We start from the raw sequence: 20,067 nt of genomic DNA, 5'->3' as shown, positions 1-20,067 counted from the left end.
GCGCTTCGCTCCCGCTGTCCCATACTCAAGCCACCAATTCCGTGCCGTTTTCCAGCGGCGACCAGTGGTCACCCAGGGGCTGCGAGCAAAAAGAGATTTCGTTGCCGCGTTCGCGACGATACATGGTGAAGTACTCGGGATCTTCGCTGAAGTGACTTGCGAGATGAATCCGGTCGCCGTCCACCATGACCAGGTTGAAGGCCCGAACGTAGTCGCTGCGGTAGCGAATGATGCGCGATCCCTTGGCCAGTGCGGCCTGGAGATCGCCACGGTCGAAGCGACGAATGAAATTGAAGATCTTCTCGGCGCCGATACGGCCCTCGGAGCGAATGCGCACGCCGTGCAATTCCCCGTTGAAAATGAAGACCCGGCGGCCGTCGTAGAACGGCATGTTGTTATCCACCACGATGCCCTCGTTGCGGAAGGCACTGCGGGCGTGAACCACCAAGAGCCGGGTCCGGCCGAAGCCACCCAGCTCGTCTTCCCAGATCGGCGTGATCTCGTGGTGGAAACACCACCGCCCGGTCTCCCCATCCAGCCAGGCCATGCCCCAGCCGTGGCCCTGGTATTCCTTGCTGGCGCGGCACATCTCCGCGAAGGGAGCCAAGCGTTCGGAAATCGAAAAGGACACATCGGCGCGGGTGATCAACAGGCGACACATGATTGCTTCCCTCCTCCCTCAAACCGGGTGTAGCCCTGGAAATTCCAGAGCCGTGCGTTCTTCGAAGCCGCACATCAGATTGAGGGCCTGAACCGCCTGACCGGCGGAACCCTTCATGAGGTTGTCGATGGCACTGATCACGACTACCCGATCGGAGGCCGGATCGCGTTCGAAACCCACGTCGCAAAAGTTGGTACCGGCCAACAGCTTGGGCTCCGGATAGCGGTAGATGCCGTCGCGCTCCTTGACGATGCGCACGAACGGCTCGGCCGCGTAGTGTTCACGATAAATTTTCCAGACATCTTTCTCTTCCAGGCCCTGGTTCAGGAAGACGTGACTGGTGGCCAAGGCACCGCGAACCATGTCGACCGCGGTAGCCGAGAAATGAACCTGGATTTTGCTTCCGAAACTGAGTTCCTGGGTGATTTCCGCCACGTGCCGGTGCCCGGTGGGGCTGAAGGAGCGCAGGCAATTGCTGCGTTCGGGGTGGTGCGAGCCCTCGTTGGCGCGGTTGCCGGCCTCGCTGGAGCCCACCTTGACTTCGACCACCGTGCGTTCCGGATCGACCACCCCGGCGCGATAAAGCGGGTAGAGGCCGAGAATCGTGGCGGTGGCGTTGCAGCCCGCACTGGCCACGTAATCGGCGTCGCGGATCTCGTCGCGATGCAGCTCGGGAATCCCGTAGACGAAGCGCTGCAGCAGGTCCGGGCGTGGGTGATGCTTCTTGTAGGCGTGGCGGTAGGCGGCCGCGTCGTTCAGGCGGAAATCGGCGCTGAGGTCGATCACTTTGGGCGCCAGTCGCACGAAATCGTCCCAACGGTTGGCGGTCTCGCCATGGGGCAGACAGAGAAACAACAGATCGCAGGGTTGGAGATCGCCGATTTTGTCGAATTTCAGCGGCGTCAGCTTGCGCAGATTGGGATGAACCTTGGTCACCGGTTTCCCGGCAAACCGCTCACTGGTGATTTGTTGCACCTGGACGTGGGGATGAAACAGCAGCAGCCGCAACAATTCCCCACCGGTGTAGCCGGATCCTCCGGCGATGGCCACGCGCACCTCACGAGACATGAGCCACCTCGTGCCGATCGCATAGGGAAAGCTCGCCTCGCGCCACGGCGACCGTATAGGCGGCGATCGCGGCGGGGATATCGACACCGGTGGTATCGATACTGTTCTTGAACTCCATCGTGTCGTTGATTTCGTTGACCAGCAGGCCTTCGGCGGTTTCGAACAGATCGACCGCCACGATCTCGCCGGCCACGGCCCGAGCGGCACGCACGCTGAGTTCGCCGAGCTCTTCGGTCACCGGGCAATTGCTGGCGACGGCGCCCAGCGCGGTGTTCGTCTTCCAATGGGCGCTGTCGCGATAGATGGCGGCAATGCAGCGGTCGCCGACCACGAAGGCGCGAATGTCGCGGCCGCCCTTTTCCACGTATTTTTGGATATAAAAAATCGAGTGCTGGTAGGAACCCAGGGTCGCTTTGTGCTCGAGCAAGGCCTCGGCCGCCTCGCGATCGTTGATCTTGGCGATCAAACGGCCCCAGGAACCGGTCACCGGCTTCAACACGACCGGATAGCCCAGTTCTTCGATGGCCGCCAGCGCCGTGTCCTCGGTAAAGGCAATCCGCAAACCGGGTTGGGGCACATCGGCACGACCCAATGCCAGCGAGGTTTGCAACTTGTCGCCGCAGACTTCGATGACCTGGCCGGGATTCACGCAGCGCACACCGGCCGCCTCGAACAGGCGAACCGCGTTCACATTGCGCGAATGGCTGACACTGCGCGCCAGGAGCAGATCGACATCAGCGGGCGGGCGGCCCGGTCGAAACGCGAGTTTGCGATCGTCGATGGGGACCAACGTAACGTCGGGTTGCGCCTGAAACGCCTGGATCAGCAGTTTTTCATCTTTGCGGATGACCGAGTGAAGAAGCCCGATACGCATGAATCACCTTAAATGGGGTACTTGGGGAATGGGGCCCGGTGTAGGGGGAAGGGCCCGTCGTGCCGAGAAAGCGAAGCGACGGTTCCCGCTTCCAAACAGCGCCGGAACGATGGCCCGACGCCGAGACCGAAGAAGCAGGTGACCGCCACCGGTGGGGAACCGATCACTGACCCCAGTCTTCAGCTTCCTGCGGCGCTTCCTGAATCAGAAAGGGCTGGGTGCTGACGACTTCCAGCTCGGTGCCGCAGTCCCCGCAATCGATCAGTTCGCCTTGCAGGGTGTCGTCGCCGAGCTCGATGGGGGCGCCACAAACGACGCATTCAAAGGTCGTGGCAGTTGCTTGTGCGGTGGTCATGTCCGCCTCCTCTCCAAAATTTGTCCAAAGGTGGGTGGGACGGGGGGACGTCCCGACGAGGCCGGGGGAGGACCCTCGTTGGCCAAAACAAATAACGCGGATGTTGGCGGGGGTACATTTTTTATAGATAATAGTGAAAAATAAATCCAAAATGTTAAATATCTATACTTTCTCGATTTTGACACTACCTGAATTCAGGCGGAGGCCCCATGCGCAAGATCTCGGACGCCATTCGCGAGTTGGTCCAGGAAAACGAGTTCCTCTCGCTCGGATTCCACCACGACTTGTTGAACCTCAGTCAGGTGGCGCGTTACCTGTTGCCGTTGATCGAGGCGCGTTGTCACAAGGAGGTCCAGGAATCGGCGGTGTTGATGAACCTCTCGCGCCTGAAGCGCGAGTTGTCGGCGGTGACGAGCAAGCCCCGTGAGCATTTCTTCATCGACAAGGTCAACATTCACACCAATTTGTGTTCCTTCACCGTGAACAAGACGCGCCAATCTCACGCGGAATTGAACCGGCTGTACGGCACGATTCGCGAGGCGGACGGGTTCATGACGATCACGGAGGGAATCAGCGAGATCACGGCAATCATCGAGAGCGAGAACTTAGGAACGGCGGAGCAATTGATCGGGGAGCCGTTCAAGCACATTCACCGCGATCTGGCGTCGGTGGGGGTGAAGTTCCACGAGAAGTTCCTGGAGGTGCCAGGAGTGCTGTACCTGATGCTGCAGATGGTGGCGTTGCAGGGCATCAACGTGATCGAGGTCTCCTCGACGGCCACGGAGTTCATCATCTACATCGAGTCGTCCACGGTGAATCTGGCGTTCGAATCGATCCTGGCCCGATTCGGCAAGAAGCGCAACGGCCTGACGTAGCGGCACGAGCCGAGAGTTCCCGCATCCCGAGCGGATCGTCGTGCCGGTGGGTTGGTCAGGGGCGGTAAGCCGGCCCGGCCGACATTCGGAGTGGCTCAAACAGGCAGCTCCCGCATCCCGAGTGGATCGTCGTGCCGGTAGGTGGAGCAGCTTGCTCCACCAATCGAAGCCACTCAAACAACCGTTTTAAAGATAAAAAAGAGCGAAGCGAAGATGTTCGGTGTACCTTCTCCGTCAAAGCAAACCGGTAGGAGGTTCCCGCATTTCAAAAGGGACGCCAAGGCGGAGTCACTTCGACAGTGGGCCCAGTGCCCTGGGCGGGCCCGGCGCCTACCGCCTGCGAACACTCGGGTCCTTCGGAAGGCCTCACTGCGAAGCGGCGGGCTCGGGCGTTTTGGCGGCTTCGGGTTTCGATTGGTAGCCCAATCGATCGATCGTCTCCTGCAGGGTGGCCACGGGAACCGCACCCGCGTCGTGGCGAACGACGGCGGTGCCCGTCTGGAAATCGGCCACGCACGATTCGACCCCCGCGAGCTTGCCCACTGCGCCCTGAATCGCCTGGTTACAAGAATCGCACGTCATCCCCTCGACCGAAAAACGGGTGGTGACGATCTCGGCCGGTTCCGACTTGGAAGCCTCGCTGTGACACGCCGTGAGCAGCAGCGCCACGGCCACCGCGGCCAGGAGGATCAGACCCCGCAGGGGACGTTGTTCTCGGATGTGCGACATGAAAATGCTCCTTGTTCGTGGGAAACGCATGCGTCACGCGGCGGCCGAAGTGCCAAATCGCGGCCTTTTCCCCCGCGCTCGTTTCAATTCAATTTTTCCTGGACAGCCTCGAGATAATCCAGCGGAATGTTCCTGCCCAACCGCTGCATGGCAGTCTCCAATTGCAACCGCTTCAAATTGAGTTGGCGCCGGTAACGCAATGCCGCGCGTTCGTCCTCGGCGGTTTCGATCAATGCCTGAAGCGACACCAATTCCTTGCGCAAGGCCATTTCGGGCGGCACACAACCGGCGTTCTTGAGGATCTTGTAAGCGACACGAAGCTCCTCGGGAACACCGCTGTCATCCTCGAACTCCAGTGGCTTGCCCTTCCCGGGCAGATTGTCGAAAGCACCGTCGCGCTGGGCCGCACGAATGCGCTCTTCGACCAGGCGATCCAAAAAGTGCATCGAACACCTCCGCGGATGCAGCCCCATTATCCTACCAACGGCGCCGAAAGGGGCACCTTTTTCTCGGGTGCTCGGGCTCCGTCCTTTCGGCCGACACCGGAGCTCGCCCCAAAAACGCTCAGGGCTCCCGTGCGAAGGACGTTCCTCGCAGCGACTCCGTCTCGTGGGCATGACGGGCGAACAGCTCTTGGATCTGGTGGGACGGGATGCGACCCACGCCCGGTTCGGGTCGAAGCGCCGTGTGGACCATGGCGAACCCCACCGCCTCGGCGGCCACCGGACGAAACCGGCCCAGTGGCCCGCGAAACCAGGGGGCTGCGGGCGTCAGAACCCGACCCCACCAGGCCTGTAACGGGTGGGGATCCGACCGCTCTCCCAACAGCAGCGACGGCTGGAACAGGTGCAGGCTGGTGAAGGGCAATTCGGCCAGCTCGCGTTCGACCCTCGCCTTGACCCGGCAGTAGAAGAGCGGCGAATAACGGCTGATCCCACTCGACGTGACGATGGCGAAATGACGGGCACCCGTCGAGGCGGCCCGCCGCGCGACGCGTAGCGGGTAGTGGCAATCCACCTCCAGGAGCTCGCGGTGGCGATGCAGCCGATTCAGCGGCTGGCCCAGGCAACAGAACACGGCGTCCGTGGCGGGCAACGTCTCGTAGGCCGCAGGGTCCTTGAAATCGAAAGGGAGCCAGGTCAACTTCGGATGGACCGACAAGGTGTTTTCGGGGATGTCGCGACGCACCAAGGCCGTCACGTGGCCGAAGGTGTCGTTTTGAAGCAAAAATTTCAGGCAATGGCCGCCGACCAGGCCACTTGCGCCAAGTATCAGTGCGTGTTCCATGATCAGAGCCTACGCGGATCGCGCGCAAACGTTGCCTCGCGCGGGAAAGAGTATTTGCGCCACAGCCGGATCGCCACCATGACGCCCGATCATCGTTGATAGGAAAAGGTATCGGGACTGGCGCTGCGGATGATGTCGCGGTAGACCGCCGGCAGATCGTCACCGAGGAACGCACCGGGCGCCACGTAGTCGTGGAGATCGGCCAAGGTGTGGACCTTCACCGGCGAGGTGCGGCGAAGCACGTGCCAGGGCCCCACGTCGCTCGAGTGGTGCAGACCCATCGCGCCGAGCAGCTCGGCCGTCGAATTCAGCGTTTCCCCGTGGAAACGGCAGACCCGCACGCGCTTGTCGCCCACGTCGAGGCCCTTGACCAGTTCCGGGTCCTGGGTCGCCACACCCGTGGGGCAGACATTGGCGTTGCAGCGCAAGGCCTGGATGCATCCCAGGGCGAACATCATGGCCCGGGCCGAATAACAGAGATCGGCGCCGATCGCCAACTTGTGCACGATGTCGAATCCCTCGATGATACGACCGGAAGCGATGACGCGAACCTTGTCGCGCAATCCGAAGCCCACCAATGCGTTGTGCACCAGAAACAGGCCTTCGCTCAGCGGATTGCCGAAATGGTTGGAGAACTCCAGCGGCGCCGCCCCGGTGCCGCCTTCGCCACCGTCGACCGCGACGTAATCCAGCCAGCTCCCCTCGGAAACCATGGCCTTGCACAGCGCCACGAATTCATGGCGACGCCCCACACACAGTTTGATGCCGACCGGCTTGCCACCCGAGAGTTCGCGCAGCCGGGTGGCGAATCGAATCAAACCACGCGGCGTGGTGAACGCGCTGTGCGCCGGCGGCGAAAGCACGTCCTGGCCAAGTGGAACACCTCGAATGGCGGCGATTTCCGGGGTGAGTTTCTTGGCGGGCAAGATGCCGCCGTGTCCCGGTTTGGCGCCCTGGGACAACTTGATCTCGATCATCTTCACGCTGGGTCGGGCCGCGTTTTCGGCAAACGTTTCGGGATCGAAGGATCCGTCAGGTGTGCGGCACCCGAAATACCCGGTGCCGATCTGCCAAATCAGATCACCGCCTTCGCGCACGTGGTAGGGACTGATGCCGCCCTCGCCCGTGTTGTGGGCGAATCCGCCCATTCTGGCGCCACCGTTGAGGGCCAGGATCGCGTGCGCGCTGAGCGAGCCGTAACTCATCGCCGAGATGTTGAGCAACGATGCCGAGTAGGGATGGGTGCATTGACCCTCGCCAATCGTGACGCGCAGGTCTTTGGGGTCCACATGAACCGGAGCCATCGAGTGCGCCAGCCACTGATAGCCTTCCTCGTAGACGTCCTGCTGGGTGCCGAACGGCAGGGTTTGCAATTGTTGTTTGGCGCGTTGGTACACGATGGAACGCTGCTCGCGGCTAAAGGGCCGACCGTCCGTGTTCGACTCGACGAAGTACTGGTTGATTTCGGGCCGTACCAGTTCGAACAGGTAGCGGAAGTGCCCCAGAAGGGGGAAGTTCCGCAAGATTGCGTGTTTCTTTTGCAGGATGTCCCAATAGCCGAGCAGGCACAAGGGACCCACCGCCGTCAGGATCCACAGGGTCGGGCGATAGAAGGAAGCGCCAACCGCGATCGATGCGAGCGACAGCGTCGAGATGAGGAGAAAGAGACGGCGCATGGGGACCTCCCCTGCGGACTTCGAACGGTCGGAATGCCGAACCACGGTATGCCGAACCATGGAGAACCGAACCACGATGGACCGAGATCGGCGAACCGCGTAAGGGGCAATCCGATGGGAACCACGGACTTAACTTAGCAGACTGAGGCGGTTCCTCGTCAACCCCGGGCACATGGGCGGTCAGCGGCCTTGTTTGTCCTCGGCAATCAATGACTTGATGATCTTCGCGACTTCCTCGGGGCCGCCCATCGACTCGATCACCTGGTCGGGGTCTCGTGGAGGAGGTGGTGTCAGGTCTTCCTGAACGATGTCCGGAGGCCCGGTTTGGGAGGCGTCGCGTTTCAACAGCTCGGCCTTTTCCGGCGCGGAGGGTTCGGGATTCTTTTTGGAAGCCTTGGATTTGTTGCCGAACAGCCACGAAAACACGGCACACCTCAGTCGATCCTATGAAGGGCAGGCGGTATCGAGGGCGAGCGCCCGGCTCAGTACAGAGGACCTGGAGTCGGGATACACCCATGATTGTAGCGGAAGGCGGTTCGTTGCCGAAGCGAAACCGCCTTACCAGAAGCCGGCGGCACCGGCCTGGGCCGGTTGCTTCATCCGCGAAGCCTCTTCCTCGGCCGTGAGCAGAATCTCGCTCAGCTCTTCGCTGTCCTGGTAGATGTCCGTCTTGGGCAGGAACAGCCGCAACACCAGGAACCCCGCCAAGGCCAGGTCGGTGTAGGCCAATGCTTCGTACCACTCGCGGAAGATCACCTTGCCCACCAGGAACAACACGCCGTAGACCATCGCCAGACTCGCCACCCAACAGATGACCGAATAGGCCAGTGGCTGCTTGGGAATCGAAATGTTGAGGCGCTTGTCGACCGGCTTCCACCATCCGTTGGGACGCACCCGTACGTAGAAATCGATCAACTTGGAGGCATCCACCGGTCGCGTCCAATGGGTCACCAGGTACCAGGCCAAGGTGGTACACAGCACCACCACCACGAAGGTCATGCCCCAGCCCAGGTGATCGGAGATCATGGCGCCGATATCCGTGAAGTGGAAGAACGAAAAGAGCACGAAGGGCGCGATGGTGGCGGTGATCTCGCTCCAGGCGTTGATCCGCCAATAGTACCACCGCAGGATCAGAACCAGGCCGAGGCCCGCACCACATTGAAAAATGAAGATCCACACGTCCGTGATCGACTCGATCAGCGACGTGACGATCAGCGAAAAGCCCATCAACACCACGGTCAGGACCCGTGCCATCTTGAGGAAATTGCGGTCGTTGGCCTTGGGATTGAAAAACCGTTTGTAGAGGTCGTTGACCAGGTAGCTCGAACCCCAATTGAGTTGGGTCGACACGGTGCTCATGTAGGCCGCGAAAAAGGTGGTCATGAGCAGGCCCTTGAGCCCCGCGGGCAGGAAATCGCGCATCGCCATCACATAGCCGAACCGCCGTTCGTCGGCCCCCAGATCGGGGTACAGGATCAAGGTGGAGAGCGCGACCAGGATCCACGGCCAGGGGCGTACGCAGTAGTGGAAGATATTGAAAATGAGCGAGGCCCAGAAGGCATCTTTCTCGTTTTTGGTGCTCATCATGCGTTGGGCCACGTAGCCGCCGCCACCGGGCTCGGCGCCCGGATACCAGCTCGCCCACCACTGCATGGCGATGAAGGCGAAGAACGAGCCCACCGGCAGGGCCAGCACACCCGCGGCCATGCCGTCGACCGAGGTGATTCGCGGAAAGAATTCCAAGGCCCCGCTCGAGGCCAAATGGTGCTTCAATCCGGTGATTCCGCCGACTTCCGGTGACGAAACCACCAAAAAGGCCAGCACGAGACACCCAAACAGCGCGAAGAAGAACTGGAACACATCCGAAACGGCGATGCCCGTCAAACCCGATATCGTGGAATAGGCCGCGGTGAACGCCATCGCGCCGAACACGGCGAACAGGGCCATCGGCTCCGATAACCCGAAGAAAACCTGGAGGATCGTCACCATGGCCAGGTTGACCCAGCCCAGGATGAGGATGTTCATGAAAAAACCGAGATAGACCGCCTTGAAGCCGCGCAAAAAGGCGGCACTCTTCCCGCTATAGCGCAATTCGATGAATTCGGCCTCGGTCAGGACGCGTGAACGCGACCACAAATGGGAGAAGAAAAAGGTCGTCAGCATGCCGCCGGCCAGCGCGTTCCACCAAAGCCAATTCCCCGAAATCCCGTTCTCGGCGACGATCTCCGTCACGGCCAACGGCGTATCCGCGGCAAAGGTGGTCGCGACCATCGAGATCCCGGCCACGAACCAGGGCAGATTGCGACCTCCCAGAAAGAACTCTTGCAGGCTCTTGTTCCCACGTCTGAAAAAATAGACGTTGATCCCCAGCGAAACGGCGATAAGGACAAGGAAGACGAACCAGTCAATCCGGGAAAAAGCCATTGAATACCTGCTCTGAGAGTGGGTTTACAGAAAGAGTAGGAAAAAACCGATGGCAAGCCAGATCGTGCCCCAAGTCAGCATTCCGCCGTGAGTGTTCTCGATTGTCGGTAGCTAAAGCGTCAAGGTACACGAACCAGGGAAACTATTCTGTGACAGATCCCATGTCGAGACAAAGGAAAAATCCAAAAGGGATGAATTATCAACTATACAATCTTTTAACGGACAAAACCCAGAAAACTGACCCACGTCACATATCGCCCTCACCGCAGGCGACACCGATAAGCGACGATTTCCCAGAGAGAAACCCGGTGTAAGCTGCAGGTCGATTTTTACGATTCCGCAACGGTGCCCGAGGAGACCCGGTCCAAACCAAGGCGACCTGCGGAACCCCGGAAAAGTGGGCTGATCAGCCTAGAACAAGCCCATCTGGGTCGGCTCGGTAATCGCCGAGAAGGAGAGATCCAGCAAGCCCAGCAACGGGTCCGCGACGGGTTTGAGCTGCTTGTTGGCGTAGTGCTCGTAATCCAGATCGGAGGGTAACGGCTCGGCCGGCACCGGTCCGCGCCGCGAATAGACGAAATCGACGTAGCGACCCGGGTGGTGGCTCATCATCCGCGCGGCCTTGACGTGCGGCGGTACGTTTTTGGTGTAGCTGTCGAGATCCTTCACCAGCTTCTTGCGATAGACCAACCGGTCGTCGAACTTGCCTTCGCGCAAGTCGTCGTAGAAGCCCTTGACATAGGGCTCGAAGGCATCGTCCTTCAGGAACCGCGTGAAGAGCTCGTGTTGGAACTCGCGGGCCAGGGGTGTCCAATCGGAACCGGAAAGCGCGAGCCCTTCGACTTCCAGGTGTTCGCCGTTTTCCGACTCGCGAAGGCCCACGTAGCGCGAGGCCTGCGAAACATCGGAAATGAGGGCCAGTTTGCGGTAGGCGCACTCGAAACCCAACGACAACTCGGCCTGAATCTGGAAATCGCGCTGGAGCCGCTCCATGCCGAAGCGGTTGAGTTCTTCGACCAGCCGCGGCCCGGCTTCGGTGGCCGATTGACCGTCGGGCGCCTGAATCAGGAAGGAACGGGTGTCGACGAAAACCACCCGATAACCGCGGCCCTCGAGGAATTGTTGACTCTCGCGCAGGAACCACTGCCCGCAGGCCTTCATCGCGTCGGCCAGGGTCGGCTCGAAGAAACGCGAGCCCTTGCGGGTCAGAACGGTCAGGAAACTCTTGAGGGTGAGACGGCAGGCTTTGACCATCTGTGTGTCTTTTTTGGTTTCGGCAACCGCCAACCAGTCCATCTGTCGCTTGAGGATCTCGGGCAGAACGTGATGCTTGCGAGAGAATTTCTGGCCGTCGGGAGTCACGATCGGATCTTCTTCGGCCTTGACCCGGGCAAGCGGGTCGATGCAGAAATTGCGCAGCATCGAGAAGTAGAGGTTGCTGAGGTCCAGGTGCACCACCTGCTCGTAGACACCGGGCCGCGCATCGAGCGGCCGTTCGGTCGCGGCCTTGGCGTTGTCGCGCTCGGCCGGCTCACGCGGGGCCACATAGCCCAGGCGATGCAGGCGCGGCAGGTAGTGGTGGTCGAAAGCGGCCTTGGCGATCAACGAGGTGTCAGGCAACAAACCCGAAACCATGCTGCGTTTCAGCACGAAGTCCACCAACCCGGTGAGGTTGTAGATATCCGTGACCAGCACGCAGTCTTCCAGGTTGTAGCGCGCCAGGGCCGGCTTGTCCTCACGGAACTGGCGCTCGATTTCGGCCACCTTGTTGGTGCCGTCGGAGGTGATCAGCTTGCCGGAGCCCAACAGCTCCTGGGCCACGGTTTCCAGCTTGAAATTTTCGAAACGAAATCCGGCGGCGCGCATGCTCGGCGGGCCGTCGATCACGATGCGGCCGGGAATATCGGCGAAATACCCTGCGCCTGGCCGCTCCGTAAGCGAGATCTTGCGCCCACCGCGCGCCAGATCCAGCTCCATCCCAAAGGCGTTGCACTTGCGCTCCAAATACATCAGGTCGAAGCCCACCACGTGCCAACCGATGATGACGTCGGGATCCCAAGCCCGGAAGTCGGCCAGGAAGGCCTTCAGCAAATCCGCCTGAGAGGCGTAGTAGATCAGGTTCTCCTCGGGGACCTCGGCGTGACGGTCCGACAACATGTAGACCCGTTTGATCTCTTCTTCCGTGCCGTCGGCCGCAGGCCCGGTTATGTGAATCGCAATCGAAAACAGCATGTCGATCGTCACGCCGGTCTCGATGTCGATCGAGGCCACGCGCGGCTTCGGCACCTGGGTTCCGGGCTTGATCTTGGGATTGTGGAACACCTTCAGATCGCCCTCTTCCTCGTATTCGCCCACGATTACGGCCGAGGCCTGGACGAAACGCTCCATCAGGAAACGCTCGGTGGGACGAACTTCGGGCTCGAAATGGCGAACGCCGGTGGCGTGGAACCGGTCGGCGGCCGTGCGCAGATCGCGCTGGGTGCGGAAATAGAGGCCATCGACGGCGCGGCCCTGGAAGGATTGTAATTTGAGTGGCTTGCGCTCGTAATCGAAATCGAGGGCGGGCAGTTTCTCGTCGCGATCAATAAAAAACACCGGCGGCGACTGATCGAAGACCAACTTGACCGAGCCCAACCCTTCGGCCCTTCCATAATAAATGAGTCGGAACCGCTCGTCGCTGTCCTCCCACTCACCGGTCCACAAAAAAACGTCGTAATTTGGCAAGTAGAGCCTCCCTCAACCGTCCACGGCCGAACGGGTCAGTGGGTCGAATGAATCGTGGATTCTTCGATTGCACCGCCGAACATGTGATCACTCCAAAAGGCGACACCGCAAAAAGGTGGAAAAGGACCAAAGGTGAGAGCGTCGCAAGCCGAGGGGAGGATGAATCGCCCGTGTCGACGGAAGGGATACCTTATCACAGGAAATAATTGACGTGGGATCAAAAAAAGCCGGAGGAACCCCTCCAAAAAGGGATTAGGTCCACACAGGTCAATCCAGCCCCATCCAGCAATTCACAAACCCTTAAAAATACAGCGTTTTCCAGAAATCAACCACCACAAGACACAACCCATCCCCTGTGCGGATGCCGCTTCCGATCGCACCGCACCGAGGCTCTGGCGGAGGCCACCCCCGCGCACCTCACCCGGCCCACAGAGCTCGAAAGGAGGCCAGGCCGTCCACGACACGTGGCCCTTCCCGTGCGCCGCCCACTTTTGCGGAACGCCAACCCTTCAGCGGCGCCACAGTTGCTTCCCGCTGTCGTTTTATGGTTTACTTGAATTTAACGTTTCAACAAGTTCTCCCACCCCCCGAGCCCGCGAGTGCAGGAAGTGGTGTTCCTCCACGACACATCTGGCGGTTCTTTACCAGCAATTTCGGATGCGGATTCGAGACCCCCACCCCAACGATCCCTTCCCCAAACCCTAGTGAAAGGAGAGCCCCATGGTCGCCAGTTATCAGGGTAAGCTGCAAAGCGTTACCCGTGAAAGCTACCCCCATGTCGAACAATTCATGTCCCGATCTTTCGTAACCGTCACACCCGACACCGATATATACCTAGCCATGGATCTCATCCTGGGAAGGAGTTCGAGCGCGGCGATGGTCGTGGACAGCGAAAAAGACAGAAACCTGTTGGGAATCGTGTCTGAAAAGGACATGTTGCGCATCGTCACCCAGAATTCCTATGAAAACGAGAGCCACGGTGGTCCCGTCTCCCTATTCATGACCGAACACGACAAAATCATCTCCGTAACCCCGCACACCGGCCTCAACGAGGTGGCCCAACATTTCCTGGACTACCCTTTCAAGAAGATTCCGGTACTGGAAGATACCCGATTGGTCGGGATCGTGCGCCGGTGGGATGTGTTGCGGGTCGTTTGCGATTTTCATAAAAAGCGGCTTAAATACATGAAGCAAGCCGCGACGTCCCATTGACGCGGAAGTTCGGTACGAACAGCCGATCTTCACTATTTCGAGGGACGTGCATGTGACACGTTCGCAAAGAGGCGGCTTCGAAGCGAGGCCGCCTTTTTCATGCCGGCCCGCGCATTACCCATGCCGTCCGGAGTTGTCATGCCGTGGATCCTTCTCTTGAGCCTGTCGCTCGTCGGTGCCTTTCAAAACGCCCCCTCGAAAGGGGACGAAGCGCGGGGCGAAGTCCTGGCACAGCTCAAATCGCGAACCTTCTACAGCGGTGATTACGCGTTCGTCGACGACACGCTGCGTCAAGAAATCTGCAACATCATTTTTACCGACCTGGTGGACGATTTCATGACGGCCGAGGGCATCGCCATCAGCGATGAAGAGGTGCGGCCCTTGTTGGCGATCATCGCCCGGAACAGCGGGCAAACGGAAATATCGGAGTTCCAGGTCCAGGTGGCCCGCGCGGCGGTCCTGCAATGGAAGGTCAACAAAGCCCTGTACGACCGTTACGGCGGCCGGGTGATCGCACGCCAGGGAAGCCCGATGGAGCCGGCCGGCGCCTACGAGGCCTTCCTGCACGAGCAACTGGCCAAGGGGACCTTTCGATTGGTGGATACCCAGGTCGAGGCGGTGTTCTGGTCGCGGTTCACCAATCCCGAGGCGATCACGGTCGCACCGGAAGACGTGGACTTTTCGAAGCCCTGGTGGCAAAGTAATTAGCGCCCATCCAGCAGCCTAGCCAGGCGATCGACGTGCCGACTGGAGGGGCGTGTCATCGCACTTCAGGAGATCGGGAAAGGGCTTTTCACAGGGCCTGAACCGAAAGCCAGGCGCGATGCCACATGGGCTGGAACGACGGATGGGTTCCGGAAGAACCAAGGCTCCGGACAGGTCCGATCCACCGCACACACCGGCGCGATCATTCCCAAGAAAACCGAGGTACTTCCCGTGTCGCAAGTCACCATCTACCACAACCCCCGCTGCAGCAAGAGCCGATTGGCTCTGGAGATCCTTCGCAACCACGACATCGAGCCCAAGATCGTGAAATACCTGGAGACGCCGCCCTCGGCGACCACCCTCGATGCCTGGTGCCGCGCCATGGCGGTCGAGCCCCTGGCCATCTGCCGCACCAGGGAAAAGCGGTTCGCCGAGCTGGGACTCGACAAAAACGACGATCGGTCCCGTGCCGAGTGGCTGAAAATCATGGCCGAAAACCCCATCCTGATCGAACGGCCGATCGTGGTGAACGGCAACGAGGTCGTGGTCGGTCGCCCGCCCGAGCGGGTCATGGAAATCATCTGACCGGTGCCCATCCAGAATTTGGAGAGATCCCAACTGCCAACCAGGTTCGCCTGACTGGGCAAGGACCGGTTCTCGGCCATGCTGTGGTGAACACCGGCAGTCGGCGCTGATCGGGATGGAAAATCAGAAGGAAGACGACGCCACGGCCCGGACGACCGCGAGGTTTCGCCCCGATTTATGGGCGGATTCGGTTATGCTTGAAGCCATCACCCACTGAATCCCGAACCTGCGATCATCTCGGCCGCGTCGCCCTCGTACCTTCGCGCCGCTCTTGCCGGAAAGGGTCCGCCATGATTCCCGTCTCATCCGAAAACACGCGCCTGCGACGAAAGCCCGTGGTCACCTTCGTCCTGCTCGGCGCAATGCTCGCCGGCTACCTGGTCACTCGACTCCATCACGATACGGAGGACCCGATCTACCCGCTGGCCATCACGGCCCAATACGCGAAGGCGTTCCCCGATCTGGAGACCTCGGAAGATTTCGACCGCATTTGCGCCGCATTGCCCTGGCTGGGACATGTTCGCACCCACGCGCCCACCCTCGTGAAAAAGCACCCCAACGACCAGACCTACCTGGCACAACTGGAGATCGCCGCCATTCGCGCCTGGAACGACCGCACGGCGCAGCAATGGGGCCTGGTACCCTATGCACCGCGCCTCCCCAACTTTCTGACCTATGCCTTCATTCACACCGGTCTCGTCGCCCTGATCTCCACCCTGCTTTTCCTCTACATCCTGGCGCCCCACGTGGAAGACCGTTGGGGTCGGCCCTTCTTCGCGGCCTTTTGCACCGCCGCCATCGCCAGTGGCGGCCTGGTATACCTGGTGGAACGACCCCAGTCCCTGACTCCCCTGATCGGTGCCGGTCCCCTGGTGGCAGCCCTGCTGGGCGCCTACCTGACCCGGTTCATCAAATCGCAAATCCGCCTGGCCTACGTGGTCCCCCCCTTCGAGGTGCGCTATGCGACGATCCCGATCTGGGCCGTGGCCGCCCTATGGCTCATCCTGCGCTGGATTACCGCCTCCCTGGCGCCCACCTATCGGCTCACCACCGGTTCGCCCATCGCCGAAATCACCTTGTTCCTGACCGCAGCGGCGACCGCCTTTCTATTGAAGCACCTGAACGTGGAAAAACGTTTGTTCTCCTCGGAGTTCGACCGCCTGCCAGGCGACCTGAAATACCACGCTCGAATCGGCGATGCGCTCTACATGAACGACAAGGAAACCGCCTACCGGCTTCTGACCGAGGCCCATCGCGATCATCCCCAAGAGTTCCAGTTTGGCGAACACCTCTGGAATCAGGCGGTTCGCATGGACCGGGCCCATCGACACGGCGATTTGGGCGTCGCCTTGGTGCACCGATTGACCGACGAGTGCGAATACGAACGCGCCTACTTCCACTGGACCGAACTGACGCAATACGTGCCCGACACCCACATCGACATCGATCGCGCTCTGGACCTGGCCCAAGGGCTCGACCAGGGGAATCATCGACAAGACGGTGAACGGGTGCTGGCACATTTGCTCGACGCCGGGCCACGCCTCACCAAGAAACAAATGAGCCAATGGTTGGAACAGGCCCAGTTCGCCTCGCCCCAACTCCATCACCACGGCCTCCTGAAAGAACTGGCCGAATCGCGCTGGTCGGATTCCGAAAAAACCGAACTCGACGCGCAAAGGCTGGAGTTGGAGCGGCGCTTTCCCGAGCTGACCGATCCCAAAGCGGAGGTGCTGGCGCTGGCGCTGGCCGCGCCTCCGCCGATCCCAACCCAAGAGGAAGCGGGCGGCGCCGCGGCCGATTCGGGCTTCGCCGTACACGAGGATCCCTTCACCCAGAACCAGGTCCGCAAGCTGCGGGTCATGCCGGTCACACCCTTGAACCGGCGGCCACGCGGCCTGTTGATTCGACGGCCGGGCGGACAGGAAACCACGGTGACCTACGGACACGTCAAGGGCATCGCGGTCGCGGCGATCCGGTGCCGCAACAGCAAGGGGTTCGTGGTGCTGGATCTGCTGGACGCCGAACCGACCCAGGAACGGGCGCAGCACAAAGCCTTGCGCATGTTCGGCAACCAATTCAAGCCGACCGACCTGGTACCGGGCCACGCCAAACCCGCCGAGGCGTTTCGGGCCCTGATCGGCGAGATCCACCAGAAGTCGGGCGCGTCGTTGCTGCCCGATCCCGAGATTCTCGATGGTGCGCCCCTGCCCCATTTTCCGTCGCTGGAAGCCTTCGAGCTCCAAATCTACGGCCGCACCAGCGACCAGGTCGGCGGCTGATCTCGCGAAAAAGCGCTGTTTCCCGGCTTCGGCGCTACATCGAAGTAAACGCTTTCGAATTGCCCGCGCCACGAGAGGGACGAAGGGCCTGTAGGTTGAGCAGCTTGCTCAACCAATCGAAGCCAGTAACTCTATATTTTCAAACCAATTAATGAGCGTAGCCCGTATCTCCGAAACCATGCTACAAATCTACGGCCGCACCAGCGACCAGGTCGGCGGCTGATCTCGCGAAAAAGCGCCGACCCAGCTTCGGCGCTACATCGAAGTAAATGCTTTCGAATTGCCCGCGCCACGAGAGGGACGAAGGGCCTGTAGGTTGAGCAGCTTGCTCAACCAATCGAAGCCAGTAACTCTATATTTTCAAACCAATTAATGAGCGCAGCCCGTATCTCCGAAACCATGTTTCCAACCGAATACACAACCCATCTACGGGCGAAGCAGGCAGGCTTGCGCGGTTTCTAACCTCCCGGCCCGGCAATTCTCTCGTCATGTGGGAACTTCCAGCTTTGAATTTTCAGGGTTGGTAGTCGCTTCGATTGGTGGAGCAGGCTGGCCTGGGCCGCCCCCTCACCTACAGGCACGGCAGCTCTTTCAGCATGCGGGTACCATGAGCCATGGTGCTTTGGCGAAGTGATCACCGGCGAGAACGAGGGCTTCGCTCTTCAGCCCTGAAATCACCCGAGACGGACGCCACTTCGATTGGTGGAGCAGGCTGGCCTGGGCCGCCCCCTCCCCTACAGGCACGGCAGCTCTTTCGAAATGGCGGGAATTGGAGACAACCGCACCTTGGTGGTGGCGTTAGGGAAAATGAAGGCGTTGTCTTGGGGTTAAGTGGTGCATTTAAAGTGAGTTGCTTCGACGCGTCGGCCCAGCGGGCCAACCTACGGGCAAAACGTCGCTCTCAGCTTGCGGGCACTTCGAGGCACTTGCGTTGGTGCAGCCGGCTTCGGCGCTAGAACGGGCTCTTGGGGGGCATCAACACGTTGGCGAAGATCAGCCCGGTCACCAGGGAAATGCCCGCGATCGCCATCGCGAATCCGGTCTCGACGCCCAGCATGGTCTCGCGAGCCAACAGCGACGACATGCTCTTGAATCCGATGCTCCCCGGCACGAGCAACATGATTCCCGGCACGAGCACCGTGGCCGCCGGTCGCTTGAACAGGCGTGCAAAGCCGTTGCTCAACAATCCGAGGAACAAGGCCGCCAGAAATCCGCCCAGTTGGGGATCGAGCAAGGTGCTGCCGTACCGCGCGCCGGTAAAGGAAGCGACGCCCGCCAGGAAGATGAGGAGCGCGTCCTTGGGATGGGCACGGAACAACACCACGAACGAGAACGCCACGCCCACCAAGGCGACCCACTCGGTCCACATGGGCAACGGTTGCGGCGCACCGACGGCGATTTCTCCCGGCAGCAGACTCTCGACCTGGCCGCCAAGCGCGATGCCGAACGTCAGCAACAGAAAAAAGACTCCAGCGTTGGCCAATCGGGAAGTACCCGAAATCAAATGACCGGTGGCCAATTCGGTCATGGCCACGGTGAGACTCAGCCCGGGAATCAGCACGATCAACCCGGTCACGGTGGGAATGAAAACCGACATGGGGCCCAGCCAATAGGCGGCCAGTTTGGCGACCACGATGGCTCCGACCGCGGCCAGCGGCGCGATGAGCCGGCCCACCGCCTCGAACCGCGGGGCCAGGTTGATCAGGATTCCGACCCAGAGGCCGATCAGCCCGCTCGCCGCCACCTCGCGCCAACCTCCGCCGAACAAGCGGCCGGCACCGGCCGACGAGAGCATGAAGCACAGCGTCGTCAACAGGGCACCGTAGCGATCCGGAGCCTGTTCGATCTCGCAGAACTGGGCCCGTGCCTCGGCGACCGTTTGGTCCCCGGACACCATTTGCTGGGCGAGCCGATCGAACCGATCGAGCTTTTCGAGATTCACGTCGCCCGAAGTGCCGCGCAGCATGAACGTCTGTCGTTCGGCCCCTTCACCGAAGGTGGCGAACATCGAGGATGGCGCGATGAACACCTGGCCGATCAGGCCCAGTGCATCGATCAGTCGTTCCATGGCCGCTTCGACTCGATGGGAAGGCAAGCCGCAGCGTTGCAGCGCCTGAGCCAAGTCGAGCACCAGATCGATGGTTTGGTTTTGTGGTGTGTCGGCCTTGCCGTGTTCCTTCAACCAACTCATGGCCCACATCCTACCCCGTGCCCATCCAGAAACGAAAGGATTACGACTCCCAAGGTGGTTTGGGTGGATGGGCACGGTATCAGGTATCAGGCGTCAGGTATCGGCAAGATACGTGTTCATAGGTAATTAGCTGGTACCTGATACCTGACTGCCGATGCCTGCCGGCGTTGGCGATCCTGCCGATTCAGAGGCGCATTTTCATAAACACCCCGTTTATGGATGGACATTCGCTCGCAATGACCGAGATGGATAGCGGGACGCCCGCCGAACCGAAGCCCCAGCGGGAGAGAATCGAACCTGTCGCCGCAACCCTCCTGCCTCCCTGTGAGGCGATCGCCACCGCCTCACCCACGGGGATGGACGGGCCATTCCATTCGTGGTTGAATGAAACCACCTGCTCCCACAGTCCAAACCCCACCGCG

Annotated in this window: 17 protein-coding genes; 5 read left to right on the top strand and 12 right to left on the bottom strand. The window is 60.6% G+C overall.

What is annotated here, in order from left to right:
* Positions 1 to 25 precede the first annotated feature (25 nt).
* The 4 genes from J3U87_RS02880 to lysW form a co-directional block, all read right to left on the bottom strand.
* Positions 26 to 661, bottom strand: coding sequence for a class II glutamine amidotransferase (locus J3U87_RS02880; RefSeq protein ID WP_237381522.1), 636 nt, complete (start codon positions 659 to 661; stop codon positions 26 to 28).
* An 18-nt stretch (positions 662 to 679) separates the two neighbouring features.
* The gene (gene argC, locus J3U87_RS02875) at positions 680 to 1,729 is read right to left on the bottom strand and encodes an N-acetyl-gamma-glutamyl-phosphate reductase (protein ID WP_237381521.1); all 1,050 of its coding nucleotides are present in this window, start codon (positions 1,727 to 1,729) and stop codon (positions 680 to 682) included.
* Entirely contained in the window at positions 1,719 to 2,603 is an 885-nt protein-coding gene (gene lysX / locus J3U87_RS02870; protein ID WP_237381520.1) for a lysine biosynthesis protein LysX, read from the bottom strand. The genes argC and lysX overlap by 11 nt, the downstream gene beginning before the upstream one ends.
* A 163-nt stretch (positions 2,604 to 2,766) precedes the next feature.
* Positions 2,767 to 2,958, bottom strand: coding sequence for a lysine biosynthesis protein LysW (lysW, locus tag J3U87_RS02865; protein ID WP_237381519.1), 192 nt, complete (start codon positions 2,956 to 2,958; stop codon positions 2,767 to 2,769).
* Between the two features lie 209 nt (positions 2,959 to 3,167).
* Between lysW and J3U87_RS02860 the strand changes: the two genes are divergently transcribed.
* Positions 3,168 to 3,833, top strand: a complete 666-nt coding sequence (locus J3U87_RS02860) for a hypothetical protein (RefSeq protein WP_237381518.1) — start codon at positions 3,168 to 3,170, stop codon at positions 3,831 to 3,833.
* Between the two features lie 366 nt (positions 3,834 to 4,199).
* Here the strand turns inward: J3U87_RS02860 and J3U87_RS02855 are convergent, their stop codons facing one another.
* From J3U87_RS02855 to J3U87_RS02825, 7 genes are all read right to left on the bottom strand, one after another.
* Entirely contained in the window at positions 4,200 to 4,562 is a 363-nt protein-coding gene (locus tag J3U87_RS02855; protein WP_237381517.1) for a heavy-metal-associated domain-containing protein, read from the bottom strand.
* 83 nt (positions 4,563 to 4,645) lie between these two features.
* Positions 4,646 to 5,008 carry a DnaJ family domain-containing protein gene (locus tag J3U87_RS02850; RefSeq protein ID WP_237381516.1) on the bottom strand — a complete coding sequence of 121 codons (363 nt, stop codon included), beginning with the start codon at positions 5,006 to 5,008 and terminating at the stop codon, positions 4,646 to 4,648.
* A gap of 118 nt (positions 5,009 to 5,126) precedes the next feature.
* Positions 5,127 to 5,849: an NAD(P)H-binding protein gene (locus J3U87_RS02845; protein WP_237381515.1), complete on the bottom strand. Its 723-nt coding sequence runs from the start codon at positions 5,847 to 5,849 to the stop codon at positions 5,127 to 5,129.
* Between the two features lie 89 nt (positions 5,850 to 5,938).
* Positions 5,939 to 7,525, bottom strand: a complete 1,587-nt coding sequence (locus J3U87_RS02840; protein WP_237381514.1) for an FMN-binding glutamate synthase family protein — start codon at positions 7,523 to 7,525, stop codon at positions 5,939 to 5,941.
* A gap of 180 nt (positions 7,526 to 7,705) precedes the next feature.
* The gene (locus tag J3U87_RS02835) at positions 7,706 to 7,951 is read right to left on the bottom strand and encodes a hypothetical protein (protein WP_237381513.1); all 246 of its coding nucleotides are present in this window, start codon (positions 7,949 to 7,951) and stop codon (positions 7,706 to 7,708) included.
* Between the two features lie 132 nt (positions 7,952 to 8,083).
* Positions 8,084 to 9,949 carry a sodium:solute symporter family protein gene (locus J3U87_RS02830; protein ID WP_237381512.1) on the bottom strand — a complete coding sequence of 622 codons (1,866 nt, stop codon included), beginning with the start codon at positions 9,947 to 9,949 and terminating at the stop codon, positions 8,084 to 8,086.
* A gap of 411 nt (positions 9,950 to 10,360) precedes the next feature.
* Entirely contained in the window at positions 10,361 to 12,673 is a 2,313-nt protein-coding gene (locus J3U87_RS02825; RefSeq protein ID WP_237381511.1) for a DNA polymerase II, read from the bottom strand.
* A 720-nt stretch (positions 12,674 to 13,393) separates the two neighbouring features.
* Between J3U87_RS02825 and J3U87_RS02820 the strand changes: the two genes are divergently transcribed.
* The 4 genes from J3U87_RS02820 (at position 13,394) to J3U87_RS02805 (ending at position 17,454) form a co-directional block, all read left to right on the top strand.
* Positions 13,394 to 13,885, top strand: coding sequence for a CBS domain-containing protein (locus tag J3U87_RS02820; protein ID WP_237381510.1), 492 nt, complete (start codon positions 13,394 to 13,396; stop codon positions 13,883 to 13,885).
* A 138-nt stretch (positions 13,886 to 14,023) separates the two neighbouring features.
* Positions 14,024 to 14,593 carry a hypothetical protein gene (locus J3U87_RS02815; protein ID WP_237381509.1) on the top strand — a complete coding sequence of 190 codons (570 nt, stop codon included), beginning with the start codon at positions 14,024 to 14,026 and terminating at the stop codon, positions 14,591 to 14,593.
* A 228-nt stretch (positions 14,594 to 14,821) separates the two neighbouring features.
* Positions 14,822 to 15,175: an arsenate reductase (glutaredoxin) gene (gene arsC, locus J3U87_RS02810; protein ID WP_237381508.1), complete on the top strand. Its 354-nt coding sequence runs from the start codon at positions 14,822 to 14,824 to the stop codon at positions 15,173 to 15,175.
* 290 nt (positions 15,176 to 15,465) lie between these two features.
* On the top strand, positions 15,466 to 17,454 hold the full coding sequence (locus tag J3U87_RS02805; RefSeq protein WP_237381507.1) for a rhomboid family intramembrane serine protease: 1,989 nt from the start codon (positions 15,466 to 15,468) through the stop codon (positions 17,452 to 17,454).
* Positions 17,455 to 18,406: 952 nt separating this feature from the next.
* Here J3U87_RS02805 and J3U87_RS02800 read toward each other — a convergent pair.
* Entirely contained in the window at positions 18,407 to 19,645 is a 1,239-nt protein-coding gene (locus J3U87_RS02800) for a threonine/serine exporter family protein (RefSeq protein WP_237381506.1), read from the bottom strand.
* Between the last annotated feature and the right edge of the window lie 422 nt (positions 19,646 to 20,067).

Origin of the sequence: Sulfidibacter corallicola (assembly GCF_017498545.1) — a bacterium.
GTDB lineage: Bacteria > Acidobacteriota > Holophagae > Acanthopleuribacterales > Acanthopleuribacteraceae > Sulfidibacter > Sulfidibacter corallicola.
The sequence above is the reverse complement of the archived record's forward strand: the minus strand, read 5'-3'. Positions and strand labels throughout refer to the sequence as shown.